This is a genomic window from Roseococcus thiosulfatophilus (assembly GCF_017311575.1).
Lineage (GTDB): Bacteria > Pseudomonadota > Alphaproteobacteria > Acetobacterales > Acetobacteraceae > Roseococcus > Roseococcus thiosulfatophilus.
The window spans coordinates 184999-201375 of record NZ_JAFFQY010000044.1; the positions used below are offsets into that span (position 1 = coordinate 184999).

Annotated in this window: 13 protein-coding genes; 5 read left to right on the forward strand and 8 right to left on the reverse strand. The window is 70.4% G+C overall.

The features are described 5' to 3' along the window. Position 1: 1 nt before the first annotated feature. On the reverse strand, positions 2-979 hold the full coding sequence (locus tag JTN19_RS14215; RefSeq protein WP_206933967.1) for an MBL fold metallo-hydrolase: 978 nt from the start codon (positions 977-979) through the stop codon (positions 2-4). 10 nt (positions 980-989) lie between these two features. Then, positions 990-2138 (reverse strand): homogentisate 1,2-dioxygenase, encoded by a 1149-nt coding sequence (locus JTN19_RS14220; RefSeq protein ID WP_206933969.1) that lies wholly within the window; start codon positions 2136-2138, stop codon positions 990-992. 54 nt (positions 2139-2192) lie between these two features. Here JTN19_RS14220 and JTN19_RS14225 point away from each other — a divergent pair, with 54 nt between their 5' ends. After that, positions 2193-2651: a MarR family winged helix-turn-helix transcriptional regulator gene (locus JTN19_RS14225; RefSeq protein ID WP_242531148.1), complete on the forward strand. Its 459-nt coding sequence runs from the start codon at positions 2193-2195 to the stop codon at positions 2649-2651. Here the strand turns inward: JTN19_RS14225 and JTN19_RS14230 are convergent. Next, positions 2648-3004, reverse strand: a complete 357-nt coding sequence (locus JTN19_RS14230) for a hypothetical protein (protein ID WP_206933974.1) — start codon at positions 3002-3004, stop codon at positions 2648-2650. The two genes, JTN19_RS14225 and JTN19_RS14230, sit on opposite strands and share 4 nt — an antisense overlap. Before the next feature lie 40 nt (positions 3005-3044). On the opposite strand from JTN19_RS14230, the gene JTN19_RS14235 reads away from it, so the two are divergent. The 4 genes from JTN19_RS14235 to JTN19_RS14250 all read left to right on the forward strand — a co-directional run bounded on the left by JTN19_RS14235 (position 3045) and on the right by JTN19_RS14250 (position 11551). Continuing rightward, positions 3045-3983, forward strand: a complete 939-nt coding sequence (locus tag JTN19_RS14235; protein ID WP_206933976.1) for an ArsR/SmtB family transcription factor — start codon at positions 3045-3047, stop codon at positions 3981-3983. Between the two features lie 32 nt (positions 3984-4015). Beyond that, a complete protein-coding gene (gene metH / locus JTN19_RS14240; RefSeq protein ID WP_206933978.1) occupies positions 4016-7513 on the forward strand; it encodes a methionine synthase in 3498 nt (1165 codons plus the stop codon). A 156-nt stretch (positions 7514-7669) separates the two neighbouring features. Further along, complete coding sequence (locus tag JTN19_RS14245; RefSeq protein WP_206933980.1) at positions 7670-8749, forward strand: TRAP transporter substrate-binding protein; 1080 nt, start codon at positions 7670-7672, stop codon at positions 8747-8749. Further along, positions 8750-11551 carry a hybrid sensor histidine kinase/response regulator gene (locus JTN19_RS14250; protein WP_206933982.1) on the forward strand — a complete coding sequence of 934 codons (2802 nt, stop codon included), beginning with the start codon at positions 8750-8752 and terminating at the stop codon, positions 11549-11551. Between the two features lie 12 nt (positions 11552-11563). Here the strand turns inward: JTN19_RS14250 and JTN19_RS14255 are convergent, their stop codons facing one another. The 5 genes from JTN19_RS14255 to JTN19_RS14275 form a co-directional block, all read right to left on the reverse strand. Further along, on the reverse strand, positions 11564-11977 hold the full coding sequence (locus tag JTN19_RS14255) for a DUF3775 domain-containing protein (RefSeq protein WP_206933984.1): 414 nt from the start codon (positions 11975-11977) through the stop codon (positions 11564-11566). 267 nt (positions 11978-12244) lie between these two features. After that, positions 12245-13075 (reverse strand): aldo/keto reductase, encoded by an 831-nt coding sequence (locus tag JTN19_RS14260; RefSeq protein WP_206933986.1) that lies wholly within the window; start codon positions 13073-13075, stop codon positions 12245-12247. Positions 13076-13134: 59 nt separating this feature from the next. Next, the gene (locus JTN19_RS14265) at positions 13135-14160 is read right to left on the reverse strand and encodes a WD40 repeat domain-containing protein (protein WP_206933988.1); all 1026 of its coding nucleotides are present in this window, start codon (positions 14158-14160) and stop codon (positions 13135-13137) included. Next, entirely contained in the window at positions 14160-15140 is a 981-nt protein-coding gene (locus tag JTN19_RS14270; RefSeq protein WP_206933990.1) for a CobW family GTP-binding protein, read from the reverse strand. Before JTN19_RS14270 ends, JTN19_RS14265 begins: the two co-directional genes overlap by 1 nt. A gap of 221 nt (positions 15141-15361) precedes the next feature. Beyond that, positions 15362-16372 (reverse strand): cytochrome d ubiquinol oxidase subunit II, encoded by a 1011-nt coding sequence (locus tag JTN19_RS14275; protein WP_206933992.1) that lies wholly within the window; start codon positions 16370-16372, stop codon positions 15362-15364. Positions 16373-16377 lie beyond the last annotated feature (5 nt).

The following is a 16377-nucleotide window of genomic DNA, read 5'->3' on the forward strand; positions in this document are numbered from 1 at the left end:
GTCAGGGCGCGTCGGCGGGCTTGGGCGGGGCGTCCTGTTCGAGGGCGCGCCACATCTCCCGATCGCGCTCGGCGGTCCAGATGCGCGGGTGGGTGAGGCCGGACGCCTCGTCATAGGCGCGCGAGGCGTTGAAGGGCATGCAGTGCTCGAAGATGGCCCAGGCGCCGTAGGTGGGGCGCATGGCGGCCATGGCCTCGTCATAGAACTGCTTGAGCGTGGCGCCGCGCGCCACCGCGCGGCGCGCATGGGCGAAGAGGTCGGTGACGAAGGCCTCGGTCTCGTCCAGCGCCTGGTTCACATCGGCGCGGCTGAGCAAAGCGCGGCCGCGGCCGGGGACCATCTTCTCGGGGTTCAGCGCGCGGATGGCGGCCAACGTCGCGGGCCAGTCCGTGAAATAGGCGTCGCCGCAATAGGGGGTGGCGCCGGCCTCCACCGCGTCGCCGGCAAAGAGCACGCGGTCCTTGGGCAGCCAGACCACCGTGTCGCCCGCGGTGTGGCTGCGGCCGATCTGGATGATCCGCGCCTCGCGCGCGCCATGCCAGAGGGACATGCGGTTAGCGAAGGTCTGGGTGGGCCAGGTGAGGCCCGGCACCTCCTCCCGCCCGCGGAAGAGGCGGGGGAAGCGGCCGATCTCGCTGTCCATGTCCTGCTGCCCGCGCTCCACGATCAGGTCGCGCGTGGCGTCGGAGGCGAGGATGTCGCGCGCCGGGTAGCCCGAGGCGCCCAGCACCCGCACCGCGTGGTAATGCGTCAGCACCACCTGGGTGACGGGGAGCGGCGTGACCTCCGCGATGCGTACCTGGACCGAGCGGGCCAGCAGCGGCGTGGCCTGGGCGTCCACCACCACCACGCCCTGGTCGCCCACGATCACGCCCGAGTTCGGGTCGCCCTCGGCGGTGTAGGCGTAGAGGCCGGGGCCGAGCTCGTCGAAGGACACGACCTTGTCGGCCAGGTCCTGGCTGGAGGCGAAATTGGCCATGCGCCGCGCCCTATTCGGCGGCCTGGGCGGGCTTCACGCCCCAGGAATAGGCGTAGTCCTCCCACTCCACCTGGCGCGCCGCCTCCCCCATCTCCAGCGCGTCGCGCGTGTCGAGCATCACGGCGTATTCGTCGGTGGCTGGCTTCTTGGGCGTGAAGGCGTTGTTCAGCGCCTTGGGGTGGGGGCCGTGGGTGAAGCCGCAGGGGTGCAGCGTCATCATGCCGGCATGGATGTTGTCGCGGCTGAAGAAGTCGCCCGCGTGGTAGAACAGCACCTCGTCGTAGTCGTCATTGTTGTGGAAGAAGGGGACCTTCAGCGCGCCCGGGTCCGTCTCGAAGGGGCGGGGGGTGAAGGTGCAGACCACGAAGCGGTTCGCCACGAAGGTGGTGTGGGCGCTGGGCGGCAGGTGGTAGCGATGGGACATCAGCGGGCGGATGTCCTCCACGTTCAGCTTCACCGGCGCGAGGTCCCCATGCCAGCCCACCGCGTCGAGCGGGTTGAAGGGGTAGGTGACGGTGGAGAGCGCGTCGCGCCGCTTGATGACCACGCGGGTTTCGCGGGCGCCTTGCTGGGCGCGGAAGGCGTCGTCAATGGCCGGCGTGGCCAGCACCGCCGGGTCGAACTGCGCGTGCTTGCCCAGGATTCCGCGGTCGGGGAGCTGGTAGGTGCTGCCGGTGGCCTCGATGAGCAGGGCGGCGACGGGCGCGTCGCACTCGATGCGCCACATGGTGCTGCGCGGCAGCAGGATGTAGTCGCCGGCGCGGAAGGGCATGTGGCCGTAGTCGCAGAAAAGGCGGCCAGCCCCTGTATGGATGAACAGAAGCTCATCGCCATCGGCGTTGCGCGCCAGGTGGTCCATGGCGGCCGGCGCGCGCCAGAAGCGCAGGCGGCAATGGGCGTTGTGCAGGATGTCCGCGGCATCCCAGGGGCTCGGCTGCTCGGCATTGATGCGCGCGAGGTCGAAGGCCCGGGGGCGCAGCGGGCCTTCCCAACGTGTCCAGCCGGTGGGCGGGTTCGCGTGGTACATGTGGGTGGCGGGGCCGAAGAAGCCCTCCTTGCCCATCTCACGCTCATAGGTGCCCTGGGGCAGGTCGGCATGGGCCTGGCGCGAGGACAGGCCCTCGCTGCGCGGGAAGGCGATGTATTGCTTGCTGGCCATGGACGCGTTTCCCCTGCCTTGCGATTGCCGTCCAGGTAGTTTCAAATGCAACTGATGTCAAGTGAAGCGCCCGAATTCCGCCTGGAGGACTTCCTGCCCTACCGGCTTTCGGTGGCGGCCAACCGCGTCTCGCGCCGCTTCGCGGACCGCTATGGCGCGGCCTTCGGGCTTTCCATTCCGGAATGGCGCGTCATGGCGGTGCTGGGCCGCTTCGGCCGGCTGCCGGCGCGTGAGATCACGGCGCGCACGGCCATGGACAAGGTGAAGGTGAGCCGCGCCGTGCGGCAGCTGGAAGGGCGCGGCTTCCTGGAGCGCGCGGCCGATGCGGCGGATGCGCGGCTGCACTGGCTGGCGCTGTCCGAGGCCGGGCAGGGGGCCCATGCGGCCATCGTGCCCATGGCGCGGGAGATGGAGGCGGAGGTGGTGCAGGGCCTGACCGCCGAGGAACTGGCGCTGCTGCACGCCGCGCTGGGGCGGATCGCGGAGCGGTTTCCCGGCGAAGGCGTTGACTAGGCTCTTCTGAAACGCGCCGCCGTCACCGCATCCTCGCGCAGCGCGGCCGCCACATCGCCATGCGGGTCCAGCGCCAGCACGCGGTCGAACCAGGGCACGGTGCCGCGCACGCGCCCCTGGAAGAGCATGTCCAGCGCCTTGGCGGCCTCGCCCCGGCCCAGGCAGCAGCCGCAGGCGGCGGCGTGGGGCGCCTCGCCGGGCTTGAAGGCGGTGATGGCGACCGCGCCATCGGGCGCGGCCTCGCCCCCCACCGTCAGCACGGCGGCGGGTTTCCCGCGCGAGAGGGCGAGCGCGAGGTTGTCCTCATTCGCCAGCAGGTAGACCGGGATGCGCGCATCAATGGACCACGTCATGCGCTGGACATAAGGATATGTTTATGCCATTTGCAAGCCCATGGAAGACCTCCTCACGCAATTGCGCGCCGCGGCCGAGCCCACGCGGCTGCGGCTGCTGGCCCTCTGCGCACGGGGGGCCTTCAACGTGTCCGAACTCTGCGCCGTGCTGGGCCAGTCCCAGCCGCGCCTCTCGCGCCACCTGAAGCTGCTGGCCGAGGCGAATTTGCTGGAACGCCTGCCCGAGGGCCCGCATGTCTATTTCCAGCTGCCCGCCGGCGCCGACCTGGCCCGCCTGATCCTCGCCCGCCTGCCGGAAGATGAGCCCGTGCTCCAGGCCGACCGTCGCCAGGCCGCCCGCATCGCGGCCGAGCGGGCGCGTGCGGCCTCCGAGGCCTTCCGCCGCGACGGCATGGATTGGGATGAAATCCGCGCGCTGGGTCTCGATGCCGGCGCTATCGAGGCGGCGCTGCTCGACGCCCTGCCGCCCAGCGTGGAGCATCTGCTCGACATCGGCACCGGCACGGGCCGGCTGCTGGAATTGCTGGCCGACCGCGTGCGCCGCGCGCTCGGCGTGGATGCCAGCCGCGAGATGCTGGCGCTGGCCCGCGCGCGGCTTTCCGAACGCGGCCTGGCCGAGCGCTGCTCCGTGCGCCTGGCGGACATGTACCGCCTGCCGCTGGCCGATGCCCGCTTCGACGTGGTGACGCTGCAGATGGTGCTGCACTACGCGGAGGACCCCGCAGCCGCCCTGGCCGAGGCCGCGCGCGTGCTGGCGCCGGGGGGCAGCCTGCTGGTGCTGGACCTGGCCCCGCATGGCCGCGCCGATGTGCTGGAACGCTTCGCGCATCGCTGGCCTGGGTTCGATGATGCCGCCATGGCCGGCTGGCTGGGCGGCGCGGGTTGCGCGCTGGCCGGCACCGCCCAACTCCCGGGTCCGCTCGAGGTGCGGCTGTGGTGCGCGACGCGCCTGCCGGCCCATGCCCTCGCCGTTGCCTGAATCTTCACACCGACACCAGAGAACTCTGACACATGGCCTCCAGACCGCACCTCCTCGATGCCCTGCGCGACCGCGTCCTGCTCTGCGATGGCGGCATGGGCAGCCGCGTGCAGGCGCTGACGCTCGATATCGTGAAGGACTTCTGGGACAAGGAGAACTGCACGGAGGTGCTCTCCCTCTCGCGGCCCGAGCTCATCCGCGAGATCCATCGCGGCTACTACGAGGCCGGCGCGGACATGGTGCTGACCAACACCTTCGGCGGCAGCCCCATCACGCTGGAGGAATTCGAGCTCGGCGACCGCGCCTTCGAGATCAACAAGGTCGGCGTGGAACTGGCGCGCGAGGCGGCGGAGAGCTTCGCCGATGGCCGCCACCGCTGGGTGGTGGGCGATATCGGGCCCGGCACGAAGCTGCCGAGCCTCGGCCACGTCACCTATGACGCGCTGGAAGCCGCGCTGACCGAGCAGTGCCTGGGCCTGATTGCCGGCGGGGCGGATGCGCTGCTGACCGAGACGAACCAGGACACGCTCTACATCAAGGCCGCCGTGAACGCCGCCAAGATCGCGAAGGCGCGCACGAAGTCCGACATCCCCATCTTCGTGCAGGTGACGGTGGAGACGACGGGCACGCTGCTGGTGGGCCCCGACATCGCCGCCGCCGCCGCCGTGATCCATTCGCTGGACGTGCCGCTCATCGGCCTGAACTGCGCGACCGGCCCGCAGGAGATGGCGGAGCATGTGCGCTGGCTGTCGCAGAACTGGCCCGGCCTGCTCAGCGTGCAGCCCAATGCCGGCCTGCCCGAACTCGTGGACGGCAAGACGCACTACCCCCTGGGCGCCGAGGAGATGGCGACCTGGATGGAGCGCTTCGTCGTCGAGGACGGCTTCAACCTCATCGGCGGCTGCTGCGGCACCTCCACGCCGCACATCGCGGCGCAGGATGCGATGCTGCGCCGGCTGGGCGGGGACAAGCACCGTCCCGCACCCGTGAAGCGGAAGTATCACTGGGTGCCGAGCGTGGCCTCGCTCTACTCGTCGGTCGCGCTGCGGCAGGAGAACAGCTACTTCTCCATCGGCGAGCGCTGCAACGCCAATGGTTCCAAAGCCTGGCGCGAGCGCCAGGCGGCGCATGACTGGGACGGGTGCCTGGCGATCGGGCGCGAGCAGGTGGCGGAGGGTTCCAACAGCCTCGACATCTGCACCGCCTTCGTGGGCCGCGACGAGATGGCGGAGATGAGCGAGGTCATCACCCGCTTCACCTCCAGCGTGAACGCGCCGCTGGTCATCGACAGCACCGAGACCAACGTCATCGAGGCCTCGCTGAAGCTGCATGGCGGCAAGCCCATCATCAACTCGATCAACTTCGAGGAAGGCGAGGGCGCGGCGCATGACCGCATGAAGCTCGCCAAGAAGTTCGGCGCCGCCGTCATCGCGCTCACCATTGACGAGGTGGGCATGGCCAAGACGGCGGAGGACAAGCTGCGCATCGCCGAGCGGCTGGTGGATTTCGCCTGCACGCAATACGGCCTGCCGCAATCCGACCTGATGATCGACCCGCTCACCTTCACCATCGCGACCGGCAACGAGGATGACCGTAAGCTGGGGCTGTGGACGCTGGAGGGCATCCGCGCCATCCGGGAAAAGTTCCCGGACATCCAGATCATCCTGGGCCTGTCCAACATCTCCTTCGGCCTGAACCCGGCCGCGCGGCACGTGTTGAACAGCGTCTTCCTCGACCATGCCGTGAAGGCCGGCATGACGGGCGCCATCGTGCATGTCTCCAAGATCAAGCCGCTGCACCAGATCCCGCCCGAGGAGGTGCAGGTGATGGAGGACCTGATCTACGACCGGCGCGCCGAGGGCTATGACCCCTTGCAGAAGGTCCTGGAGATGTTCTCGGGCCGCAAGGCCGCGGACAATGTGGCCAAGGTGAAGGCCGCCACCGTGCAGGGGCGCCTCAAGGACCGCATCGTGGATGGCGACCGCAAGGGGCTGGAGACGGAGCTGGCCGACGCCATGGCGGAGGGCATGACGCCGCTCGCCATCATCAACGACGTGCTGCTGGACGGCATGAAGGTGGTGGGCGAGCTGTTCGGCGCCGGCAAGATGCAGCTGCCCTTCGTGCTCCAGTCCGCGGAGACGATGAAGGCCGCGGTCGCCTACCTGGAGCCGCACATGGAGCGGGTGGAGGGCCAGGAGAAGGGCATCATCGTGCTGGGCACCGTGCGCGGCGACGTGCACGACATCGGCAAGAACCTGGTGGACATCATCCTCACCAACAACGGCTACAAGGTGGTGAACCTCGGCATCAAGGTGCCCCTGCAGCAGATCGTGGACGCGGCGCGGGAGCACAAGGCGCATGCCATCGGCATGTCCGGCCTGCTGGTGAAGTCCACCGTCGTGATGCGCGAGAACCTGGAGGAGATGTCCCGCCAGGGCGTGGACATTCCCGTGCTGCTGGGCGGTGCCGCGCTGACACGCAACTACGTGGAAGAAGACTGCGTGCAGGCCTATGCCTGCGGCCGCGTGGTCTATGCGCGCGATGCCTTCGACGGCCTGCACCTGATGGACAAGGTGATGGGCAATGACTTCGACGGCTATCTGGGCGCCATCCAGCAGAAGCGCTCCGGCAAGTCGAAGAACGAGAAGCGCACGCTGGGCACCGCCGATCCGCGCGGCTTCGCCCCCGTGGACCTGGCCTATGCCCAGGCGCGCCGCCGGCGCGAAACGAAGGGGCTGCCCGTGCCCACGCCGCCCTTCTGGGGCTCGCGCCTCATGGAGGCGGACCCCAAGGCGCTGGTCCCCTTCATCAATGAGCGCAGCCTGTACCAGTTCCAGTGGGGCTTCCGGAAAGCCGGCCGCAGCCTGGAGGATTTCCTGGGCTGGGCGAAGCAGGAACTGCGCCCCGTGCTCAAGCGCATGCTGGCGCTGGCGCAGGAGCAGGACATCCTCAAGCCGCAGGCGATCTACGGCTATTGGAAATGCGCGGGCCAGGGCAATGAGCTGATCCTGTTCGAGGAGGACGGCACCACCGAGGCCGCCCGCTTCCACCTGCCGCGCCAACCCAAGGATGACGGCGACTGCATCGCCGACTTCGTGCGCGACGTGGACGATGCCGAGCGCGACGTGATCGGCCTGCAGGTGGTGACGGTGGGCCAGAAGGCCTCCGACATGGCGCGGGAATGGTTCGACGGGAACCGCTACCAGGACTACCTCTACCTGCACGGGCTCTCGGTCGAGATGGCCGAGGCGCTGGCGGAGTACGTCCACAAGCGCATCCGCGCCGAGCTGGGCTTCGCCGGCGAGGATGCGCGGGACATGGAGAAGATGCTCAGCCAGGGCTATCGCGGCGGGCGCTATTCCTTCGGCTACCCGGCCTGCCCGCGGCTTGAGGACCAGGTGCCGCTGCTGAAGCTGCTCCAGGCCGAGCGCATCGGCGTCGAGATCAGCGACGAGTGGCAGCTCCACCCCGAGCAGAGCACCAGCGCCATTGTGCTCCACCATCCGCGCGCCAAGTATTTCACGGTGTGATGGCAGCCCCGGCCAGGGGCGTGCATCATGCCCCTTGGCCCGGAACCCCTGGCTGGGGCATTGTCGCGCGGTTGCACCGCGCCCCTTCGGGCACGCGCGACGGTGACCTGGGGTTGCGTTCGGGCGATGAGAGAGGGCGGTGGAATGGGGAAACGGATGCGAATGGCGGCCCTGGCCGTCCTGGTTTCGCTGGGCGTCGCCATCGTCGCCGCCGTATCTCCCGCCGCGGCGCAGCCGGCCGGCGCGGCGTCCACACCCGGCACCGTGCATCTGCGCGTGGTGGGCGGGCTCGCCAGCATCAGCCAGTTCGTCCGCTTCGAGAGACCCTTCTGGGAACAGCGCATCCAGGCGCTTTCGGGCGGGCGGATCACCGCGCAGATCGTTCCCTTCGACGAGAGCGGGCTGCGCGCGCCCGAGGTGCTGGCCATGATGCGGCTCGGCGTCGTGCCCTTCGGCACGGTGCTGCTGGGCTCCGCCGCGGCGGATGAGCCGGAATTCAACGTGCTGGACCTGCCGGCGCTGAGCCCCGACTTCGCCACGCTGCGCCGCAACGTGGCGCGGGTGCGGCCCTATGTGGAAGCCCTCCTGCGTGACCGGCACAATGTGGAGGTCCTGGGCCTCTACACCTATCCCGCCCAGGTGCTGTTCTGCCGCCGCCCCTTCAACGGGCTGGGTGACCTGCGGGGGCGGCGCATCCGCACCTCGGGCGTCGCGCAGTCGGAACTGGTGGAGGCGCTGGGCGCCACCCCCGTGGTGGTCCCCTTCGCGGAGATTGTCACCGCGGTCCGCAACAACCTGGTGGAATGCGCCATCACGGGCACGCTGTCAGGCAACGCCATCGGGCTGCACGAGGTGACGGGGCATGTCCATGCCATGGCCATCTCCTGGGGGCTCTCGGCCTTCGGCGCTTCGCGCGGGGCCTGGGCCGCCCTGCCGCCCGACATCCAGGCGCTGCTGCGCGACGCGGTGGCGGGGCTGGAGCGCGACATCTGGGAGGGCGCCGACCGCGAGACGGGCGAGGGCCTGGCCTGCAATGCCGGCCGGCCGGGCTGCGAGCGCGGCACCCCCGGCCGCATGCAGATCGTCCCCGTCTCGCCCGCGGACACGGCGCTGCGCGACCGCCTGCTGCGCGAGACGGTGGTGCCGCGCTGGATCAGCCGCTGCGGCGATGACTGCGCCGAGGTGTGGAACCGCCACCTCGCGCCCGTGACCGGCTTCCGCGCCGTGGGCGACTGAATGCAGACCGGCCGCCTTCTGCGCGCCGCGGTCGTCGCGGCGGGCTTCGTCATCCTGCTGGCCCAGATCGCGGCCAACCTGCTGCTGACCGAGCGTGCCTACCGCAGCGCGCTCGACACCGCCGAGGAGACGGTGAGCCGCGTGGCGCGCTCCGTCGAGGCGACGATGAACCGCACCTTCCTGCAGGTGGACAGCCTTCTGCTCGGCCTGCCCACGCTGCTCGGGCCCTTCGAGGGCTGGGGGCCAGGTGGCACCTTCGACCGCGCCGCGGCGGGGCGGCTGCTGCGGGAATTGAACAACCAGAACCTCTCCGTGCGCGACATCCTGCTGGTCGGGCCGGGCGGGCCGGAGGTGTCGGGCCTGACCGTCTCGCGCCGGCGCGCCCTGCCCTTTGACCTGGCGGAGGACCTACGCCCCGCCGGGCTTCCGGGCGCGGGGCTGCAATTGGCCGGGCCGGTGCGGAACCCCGCCACCGGCGAATGGTCGCTCTTCTTCGCGCGCAGCCTCACCATCCAGGGCCTGGGGTCGGTGATGGCCGTGGCCGAGACGCCCGTCGCCGTCGTCACCGGCCTGCTGGGCGCGGGCGGGGAGCCCGAGGGGCTGCGCGTCAGCCTCGAGATGCGCGACGGCACCTTGCTGGCCACCCTTCCGCCCGACGAGGCGCGCATGGGCCAGCGCCTGGACCGTGCCGTGGGGCAGGGGCCGGTCGGCGTCTCGCGCCTCGGCGGCGCGCCGGTGATCGGGACCGAGCGGCCCACGCTCTACCCCTCGCTCGCCATCAGCGTCACGCTCGACCGTGACGTGGCGCTCGCCGCCTGGCGGGCCCAGCGCGACCAGGCGATGGTGGTGGCGACCGCCTTGACGCTGCTGGTGCTGGCGGTGGTGGCCGCCATGCTGGTGGCGCTGCGCCAGCGCGCGCGGGTGGACGAGGAGCGGCTGCGCTGGCGCCGCACGCTGGAAAACGCGCTGGAGAGCATGACGGACGGCTTCGTGATGTTCGACGCCGAGGACCGCCTGGTCATCTGCAACCAGCGCTACCGCGAGATCTACGCCGAGAGCGCGCCCTTCATCGAGGAGGGCGCCTTCTTCGACGACATCCTCCGCGGCGGCATCGCCAATGGGCAATACCCGCAGTTCGAGGGCGACGTGGACGCCTTCATCGCCGAGCTGAAGGTCTGGCGCCGATCGGGCGGCGCGCCGATCGAGCGGCTGCTACCCGATGGCCGCTGGATCCTCATCACGGAACGGCCCACCCCGGACGGCGGCACGGTGGGCATCCGCACCGACATCACCGCGCTGAAGGAGGCCGTGCGCGAGGTGGAGGCCGCGGCCGAGGCCAAGAGCATGTTCCTGGCCCGCATGTCGCATGAGCTTCGCACGCCGCTGAACGCCATCCTGGGCTTCGCGGGGCTGCTGCTGTCCGACCGCAGCATGGCGCCCGCCCACTATGAGCAGCTGCGCCTGCTGCACGAGGCGGGGTCCCATGTGCGGGAGCTGGTGAACGGGCTGCTCGACCTCGCCAAGATCAATGCCGGCAAGCTCGAGCTGGAGCAGGCGCCGCTCGCGCTCACGCCGCTTCTGGAGGGCTGCCTGGGCTTCCTCAGCCCCGATGCGCGGCGCAAGCAGATCACGCTGCGCGTGGTGGCCGATCCGGGCCTGCCGGCCGGCGTGCTGGGCGATGCGACGCGGCTGCGCCAGATGATCCTGAACCTGCTGTCCAACGCGGTGAAGTTCACGCCGGTGGGCGGGCGGGTGGAGCTGCGGGTGCGCCCCATCTCGGGCGGCATCCGCGTCGAGGTGCAGGACAGCGGGCCGGGCGTGCCGCGCGAGAAGCGCCACCTGCTGTTCCAGGATTTCACCCAGCTGGGCGAGCTGGGCGACCCCGAAAGCCCGGGCACGGGCCTGGGCCTTGCCATCACCGCGCGGCTGGTGGCGCTGATGCAGGGGAGGATCGGCGTGGAAAGCGAACTGGGCCAGGGGGCGATGTTCTGGGTGGAGGTGCCGCTCGCCGAGGCGACCCCCCCGCGCGAGCCCGCGCAGCCCGGCATGGCCGGCGGCTCCGTGCGGCCGCTGCGGCTGCTGGTGGCGGACGACATCGCGCCCAACCGCCTGCTGATGCGCGCCCTGCTGGGCGCGGCGGGCCATGAGGTGACGGTGGTGACGGATGGCGCCGAGGCGCTGGCCGCCATCCAGTCCCAGCCCTTCGACGCGGTGCTGATGGATGTCCGAATGCCGGGCATGGACGGGCTGGAGGCCACGCGGCGCCTGCGCGCCCTGCCGGGCCCGGAAGCGCGCCTGCCCGTGATCGCCGTGACGGCCTCGGCCCTGCCGGAGGAGATCGCGGAATGCCGCGCCGCGGGCATGGACACGCATGTGGCCAAGCCCGTGGACCGCGCCGCGCTGCTGGAATTGCTGGCGCGCCTCACCACCGCGTCCGAGGCCCCGCCCGCCGAGCCCGCCCCGCCCGACCCCGTGGCCGCGCTGCGGGCCGAGCTGGGCGAGGCGGCGCTTCCCCTCCTGCACGGCTTCATGGACGAACTGGACAAGGTGTCGGCCGCGCTGCAGGTGCCGGGCGTGTCGGGCCAGATCCTGAACGCGCTCATCCATCGCGGCCTGGGCGCCGCCGCCAGCCTGGGGGACCGGCCCGTGATCGCCGCGCTCGAGGTCGCCCAGCGCCGCCTGCGCGAGGGCGAGTCGGCCCCCGCCGTGCTGGAAGGGCTGCTTCCCGCCCTGCGCGCCGAGCTGCCACGGCTGCGCGCCGCGCTGGAGAGGACGCTGGGGCCGGCCGCGGTGGTGAAATAGAGGGGCCGGCCGCTACCGGTCCACTTCCTCCACGCTCAGCCCGAAGGCGGCCACGCCCTCGGCCAGCAGGTCACCCAGGCCTTCCATGCCGGCCAGATAGGCGCTGGCCGGGCCGGCCGCGTTGCGCTCGGTCGCGAGCTTCAGCGCCTCGGCCCACTCCTCCGGCTCGTGGTCACCGCGGCCCACCCAGGCGAGCGCGATCAGCGCCACCTGCTGCTCCTCGTTCAACTCGTCGAGGTAGTCGGTCAGCATCTCCTCGGTGATCTCGTCGTCGAGATCGTCGTCGAGTTCCTCGTCGTCATCGGCGCGGCCGGCCTCGGCTTCCTCGGCTTCCTGGACCGCGCGAGCCAGGTCCACCACCGTGGCCACCACCTCGAGGCTGATGCCCAGGTCCACCTCGCCGTCCTCGTTCTCTTCGCCTGCCATGCCAAGTCTTCCTCGTTCGCGTTGCGGGCTTCTTCCGTGCCCGGTGTGCCACCCAGGGGGCCACGCGGCCGGTTCCCCCAGGGAGGGTGGCGTGCATGTCCGCCACCCCTGGCCCCGAGATTCCGGCGCATGTCGTCGTCTGGGCCTACCGCGTCATTCTAGGGCGGGATGCGTCGAGGTGGAATCACTGAAAACGCGGAATCCCGCCCGCCCCAAGGGCGGGATGCCGCCGGTGCGGAGGTCGTTCGACGCGCGCGGCCCGCGGGCTCAGGCGGCCCAGTCGGGCGCGAAATCCGGGTTCACGAACCGCCGCCCTTTGGGCAGGGCATCGAGCGCCGCGATGTCGGCCGCCGTCAGCGTCACACCCAGCGCGCCCAGATTTTCCTTTTGCCGCGCGGGGCTGGCGGCCTTGGGGATCACGGAGACATTCCCCTTGGCCAAAAGATAGGCCAGCGCCACCTGCGCGGGTGTCGCGCCCAGCCGCGCCGCGATGCCGCCCACCACCGGCCCCTCGGCCACCGCGCCCTTGCCGAGGGGGGTGTAGCTGGTCAGCACCATGCCCGCCGGCCCGGTGATGCCGAGAAGCGCCGATTGGTCGAGCAGGAGGTGGTGCTCCACCTGCAGACAGGCGAGCGGCGTGATCTTGAGGTTCAGCGCCTGGCGCAGCAGGCCGGGCGGGAAGTTGGAAACGCCCACCGCGCGCGCCCGGCCTTCCTGGCGCAGCACCTCCAGCGCCTCCAGCACCGATGGCAGGTCCAGCTGCGGCGAGGGCCAATGGACCAGCAGCAGGTCCACATAGGGGGTGGCGAGGCGGTCGAGGCAGGCCAGGGCCGCGTCGCGGAAGCGCGGACCGTCGGGCTTGTCGAACCAGACCTTGGTGGTGAGGAAGATATCCCCGCGGGCCACGCCGCTCGCGCGCAGGGCGGCGCCCACCTCCACCTCGTTGCCATACATCTCGGCCGTGTCCACGTGCCGGTAGCCGAAACCGAGCGCCGACTCCACCGCCGCCTGGCCGTCCGGGCCCTTCAGTGGCCAGGTGCCGAGGCCGATGCGCGGCATGGACATGTGGGGCGTGGTGATGACGGGGCTCTGGCCCATGCGGCGTGGCTCCTGGTGAAGCGTGATCGGCAGCGGCGAATCAGGCGGGGAGGGGAAGTCTAGCGCTTGGAGAGGTCAATCAGGCCCGCGAAGCCCGTCTCGGTGCCGAAGGCGAGGTGGGTGCCGGTCGCGTTCCAGGCCATGGCCGAGACGCCGCCCTGCCCGGGCGGGGCCAGCGGCAGCACGCGGCCGGAGGTGACCTCGGCCAGCAGGACGAGGCCATCCTCGAAGCCCGCCGCCACCATCTCATGCTGCGGGTGGCAGGCCACGCGGGTGCACATCACCTGGTCGCCGCCGGCGAGTTCGGTGGGTGCCTTGCCCATGGGCCCGCCGCCGAAGAAGGGCCAGAGCACCACCGCCTCGGCCCCGCTGGTGGCGAGCCACTTGCCCTTGGCGCTGAAGCTCAGGCTGTGCGTCTTGGTGGGGTAGCCCGACATGCGCATGTGCTGGCCGTCCGCGAGGCGCCAGCCATGCAGCGACATCTCCTGCATGGCGGTGACCACATGCGTGCCGTCGGGGCTGAAGGCGATGGCGTGGTGGCTGCCCTTCCATTCGAGCACGCGCGGCTTGTCCTCCTTCGCGTTCACGAACCAGAGCGAGGCGCCGTTGTAGTGGCTGACGGCGAGGCGCTTGCCCTTGGCGTCGAAGCAGAGCCCGCCCACCGTGGAGGGGTGGGCCAGCGACTTCACCGCCTGGCCCTTCGCGTCCAGCACATGCACGGCCTTGGCGACGGAGGCGGCGCGGAAGCCGCCCTCATGCGCGGCCACATGCTCCACCCATTTGCGGCCATAGCGGGTGAGTTCGGTGGCGGTGCCGTCGGGGGCGACCTGCATCAGCCGGCCATCATCGCCGCCGGTCAGCACGCCCTCGCGGATATCGGCGCAGAGGTCGAGGCAGGCGCCGTCATGGACTTCCGCCCGCCGCCATTCGGCGCCGGCGGCGGTCGTCATGTGGACGCTGCCATCGCCCAGCCCGAAGGCCAGGCTGCGGCCCTCGCGTCCGAAGGCGATGCCGACCACCCAGGCGCCGAGGTCGCGCGAGACGCCGCGGGAATCCAGCAGGTAGGCGATATCCTCGTCCTGCATCAGGCCGGAACCTGGCAGGCCTCGAAGCCGCGGCGCAGCTGGGGCCGGTTCAGGTCACGCCCGATGAAGACGATCTTGGAACGGCGCGGGTCGCCTTCCTTCCAGGGCGAGATGTAGTCGCCATCCGCGATCATGTGCACGGCCTGGAAGGCGAAGCGGCGGTCCTCGCCGGGATAGGCCAGGATGCCCTTGGTCCGCAGCAGGTCCTGGCCCTTGGCGGCGAGAAGGTCCGTCATCCAGGCGTTGAACTTCTCGGGGTCAATGGGGCGCTCCACCTCGAAGCTGACGGAGTTCACCTCGCTGTCATGCTCGTGGTCGTCCTCGCCCGAGAGGAAGTCCGGCTCGCGGGCCAGGATGCGTTCCAGGTTGAAGGCGTCGCGGCCGATGACGCTGCCGATGTCCACGTTGGACTTGGTGCTACGGATCACCTCGGCCATCGGGTTGATGGCGCGGATCTTCGCCTCGACCGCCTGCGCCTCCTCCTCGGTGACGAGGTCCATCTTGTTCAGCAGGATGAGGTCGGCGAAGGCGATCTGCTCCTCGGCCTCCTTGCTGTCGTTCAGGCGGGCGGAGAGGTGCTTCGCGTCCACCACGGTCACGATGGAATCCAGGCGCGTGGCCTTCTTCACATCTTCGTCCACGAAGAAGGTCTGGGCGACGGGGGCGGGGTCGGCCAAGCCCGTGGTCTCGAGGATGATGCCGTCGAACTTGTCGCGTCGCTTCATCAGGCCCGAGAGGATGCGGATCATGTCGCCGCGGACGGTGCAGCAGATGCAGCCATTGTTCATCTCGAACACTTCCTCGTCGGCATCCACGACGAGGTCGTTGTCCACCCCCAGCTCCCCGAACTCGTTGATGATGACGGCGAACTTCTTGCCGTGGTTCTCGGTGAGGATGCGGTTCAGCAGGGTGGTCTTGCCGGCGCCAAGATAGCCGGTCAGCACGGTGACGGGGACGGGCGCGCGGGTGGCTTCGCTCATGAGGGGTCCTCCAGGGACGGAAATCGTTGTCCCAAGAGATGGACCGGGCGGGGGGCGGTGAAAACCCCCCAGGGGTCGAGCTGCGCCTTGGAGAAGCTTGCGCCTCCTTCACAGGATCCGGCCGCGAAGCGGCCGGCGCCGCCCACTCCACATGGCCGCCGGGCGGAACCGGCGCGCGGCGTAGCCAAGCGCGCGGAGCGCGCGCCCGGCGCTTGAGGGCTCTAATAATACTTCAGGTCCCGCGCCTTCCCCCCGAACACCCGCCAGACGAAGAAGGTGTAGAGGAAGATCATCGGCAGCACCGCCGCCGCGCCGAACAGGATGATCAGCAGGGATTCCGGCGCGGAAGCCGCCTCGAAGATCGTGATCTGCTCGGGCACCACATAGGGCCAGAAGGAATAGGCCAGCCCCTGGAAGCACAGCACGAAGATGGCGGCGGTGGCGGCGAAGGGCACCCAGTCCAGGCTGTGGTCCACGCGCGGAAAGCGGCGAAGGAAGATGTGCAGCACGAGGAACAGCGCCCCGGTGGCCAGCGGGATGGGCGCCAGCATCAGCGCCTCGGGCAGGGAGAACCAGCGCTCGAAGATGCGCGGCGCGGCCAGCGGCGTGGCGGCGCTCACCACCAGCACGCCCGCCCAGGTGACGTAGAGCGCCTGGCGCGCCCAGCGGGCGGCGCGCAGCTGCAACTCGCCCTCGGCCCGCCAGACCAGCCAGCAGGCGCCGACCAGCGTGTAGCCCGCCACCGTGAACACCCCCACCAGCAGGGAGAAGGCGAAGGCACCCCAGGAGGGGTCGAAGCCCAGGATGTAGCTGCCCAGCATCCAGCCCTGGCTGAAGGCGGCCAGGATGGAGCCCATCTGGAAGGCCACGTCCCATTTGGGCTTTTGCGGCTCCGGCGCCTTGGCGCGGAATTCGAAGGCGACCCCGCGCAGGATCAGCCCCGCCAGCATCAGCGCCACGGGGACATAGAGCGCCGTCAGGATCACCCCATGCGCGATGGGGAAGGCCACCAGCAGCAGCCCCACGCCCAGCACCAGCCAGGTCTCGTTCGCGTCCCAGAAGGGGCCGATGGAGGCGATCATCCGGTCGCGCTGCGCCTCCTCGCCGGTGGCGCGCAACAGCACGCCCACGCCGAGGTCATAGCCGTCCAGGATGGCGTAGAGCAGCATGGAGAAGGCCATCAGCACCGCGAAGGTGATGGGCAGCCAGGCGCCGTCGGGCAGGGTTTCCATCGCCG

What these genes read in the sequence shown, in the direction of transcription:
- JTN19_RS14220 (WP_206933969.1), bottom strand. Translation starts at nt 2,138, where the DNA reads ATGGCCAGCAAGCAATACATCGCCTTCCCGCGCAGCGAGGGCCTGTCC.
- JTN19_RS14230 (WP_206933974.1), bottom strand. Translation starts at nt 3,004, where the DNA reads ATGACGTGGTCCATTGATGCGCGCATCCCGGTCTACCTGCTGGCGAAT.
- JTN19_RS14235 (WP_206933976.1), top strand. Translation starts at nt 3,045, where the DNA reads ATGGAAGACCTCCTCACGCAATTGCGCGCCGCGGCCGAGCCCACGCGG.
- JTN19_RS14250 (WP_206933982.1), top strand. Translation starts at nt 8,750, where the DNA reads ATGCAGACCGGCCGCCTTCTGCGCGCCGCGGTCGTCGCGGCGGGCTTC.
- JTN19_RS14275 (WP_206933992.1), bottom strand. Translation starts at nt 16,372, where the DNA reads ATGGAAACCCTGCCCGACGGCGCCTGGCTGCCCATCACCTTCGCGGTG.
- JTN19_RS14270 (WP_206933990.1), bottom strand. Translation starts at nt 15,140, where the DNA reads ATGAGCGAAGCCACCCGCGCGCCCGTCCCCGTCACCGTGCTGACCGGC.
- JTN19_RS14215 (WP_206933967.1), bottom strand. Translation starts at nt 979, where the DNA reads ATGGCCAATTTCGCCTCCAGCCAGGACCTGGCCGACAAGGTCGTGTCC.
- metH (WP_206933978.1), top strand. Translation starts at nt 4,016, where the DNA reads ATGGCCTCCAGACCGCACCTCCTCGATGCCCTGCGCGACCGCGTCCTG.
- JTN19_RS14245 (WP_206933980.1), top strand. Translation starts at nt 7,670, where the DNA reads ATGCGAATGGCGGCCCTGGCCGTCCTGGTTTCGCTGGGCGTCGCCATC.
- JTN19_RS14260 (WP_206933986.1), bottom strand. Translation starts at nt 13,075, where the DNA reads ATGGGCCAGAGCCCCGTCATCACCACGCCCCACATGTCCATGCCGCGC.
- JTN19_RS14255 (WP_206933984.1), bottom strand. Translation starts at nt 11,977, where the DNA reads ATGGCAGGCGAAGAGAACGAGGACGGCGAGGTGGACCTGGGCATCAGC.
- JTN19_RS14265 (WP_206933988.1), bottom strand. Translation starts at nt 14,160, where the DNA reads ATGCAGGACGAGGATATCGCCTACCTGCTGGATTCCCGCGGCGTCTCG.
- JTN19_RS14225 (WP_242531148.1), top strand. Translation starts at nt 2,193, where the DNA reads ATGTCAAGTGAAGCGCCCGAATTCCGCCTGGAGGACTTCCTGCCCTAC.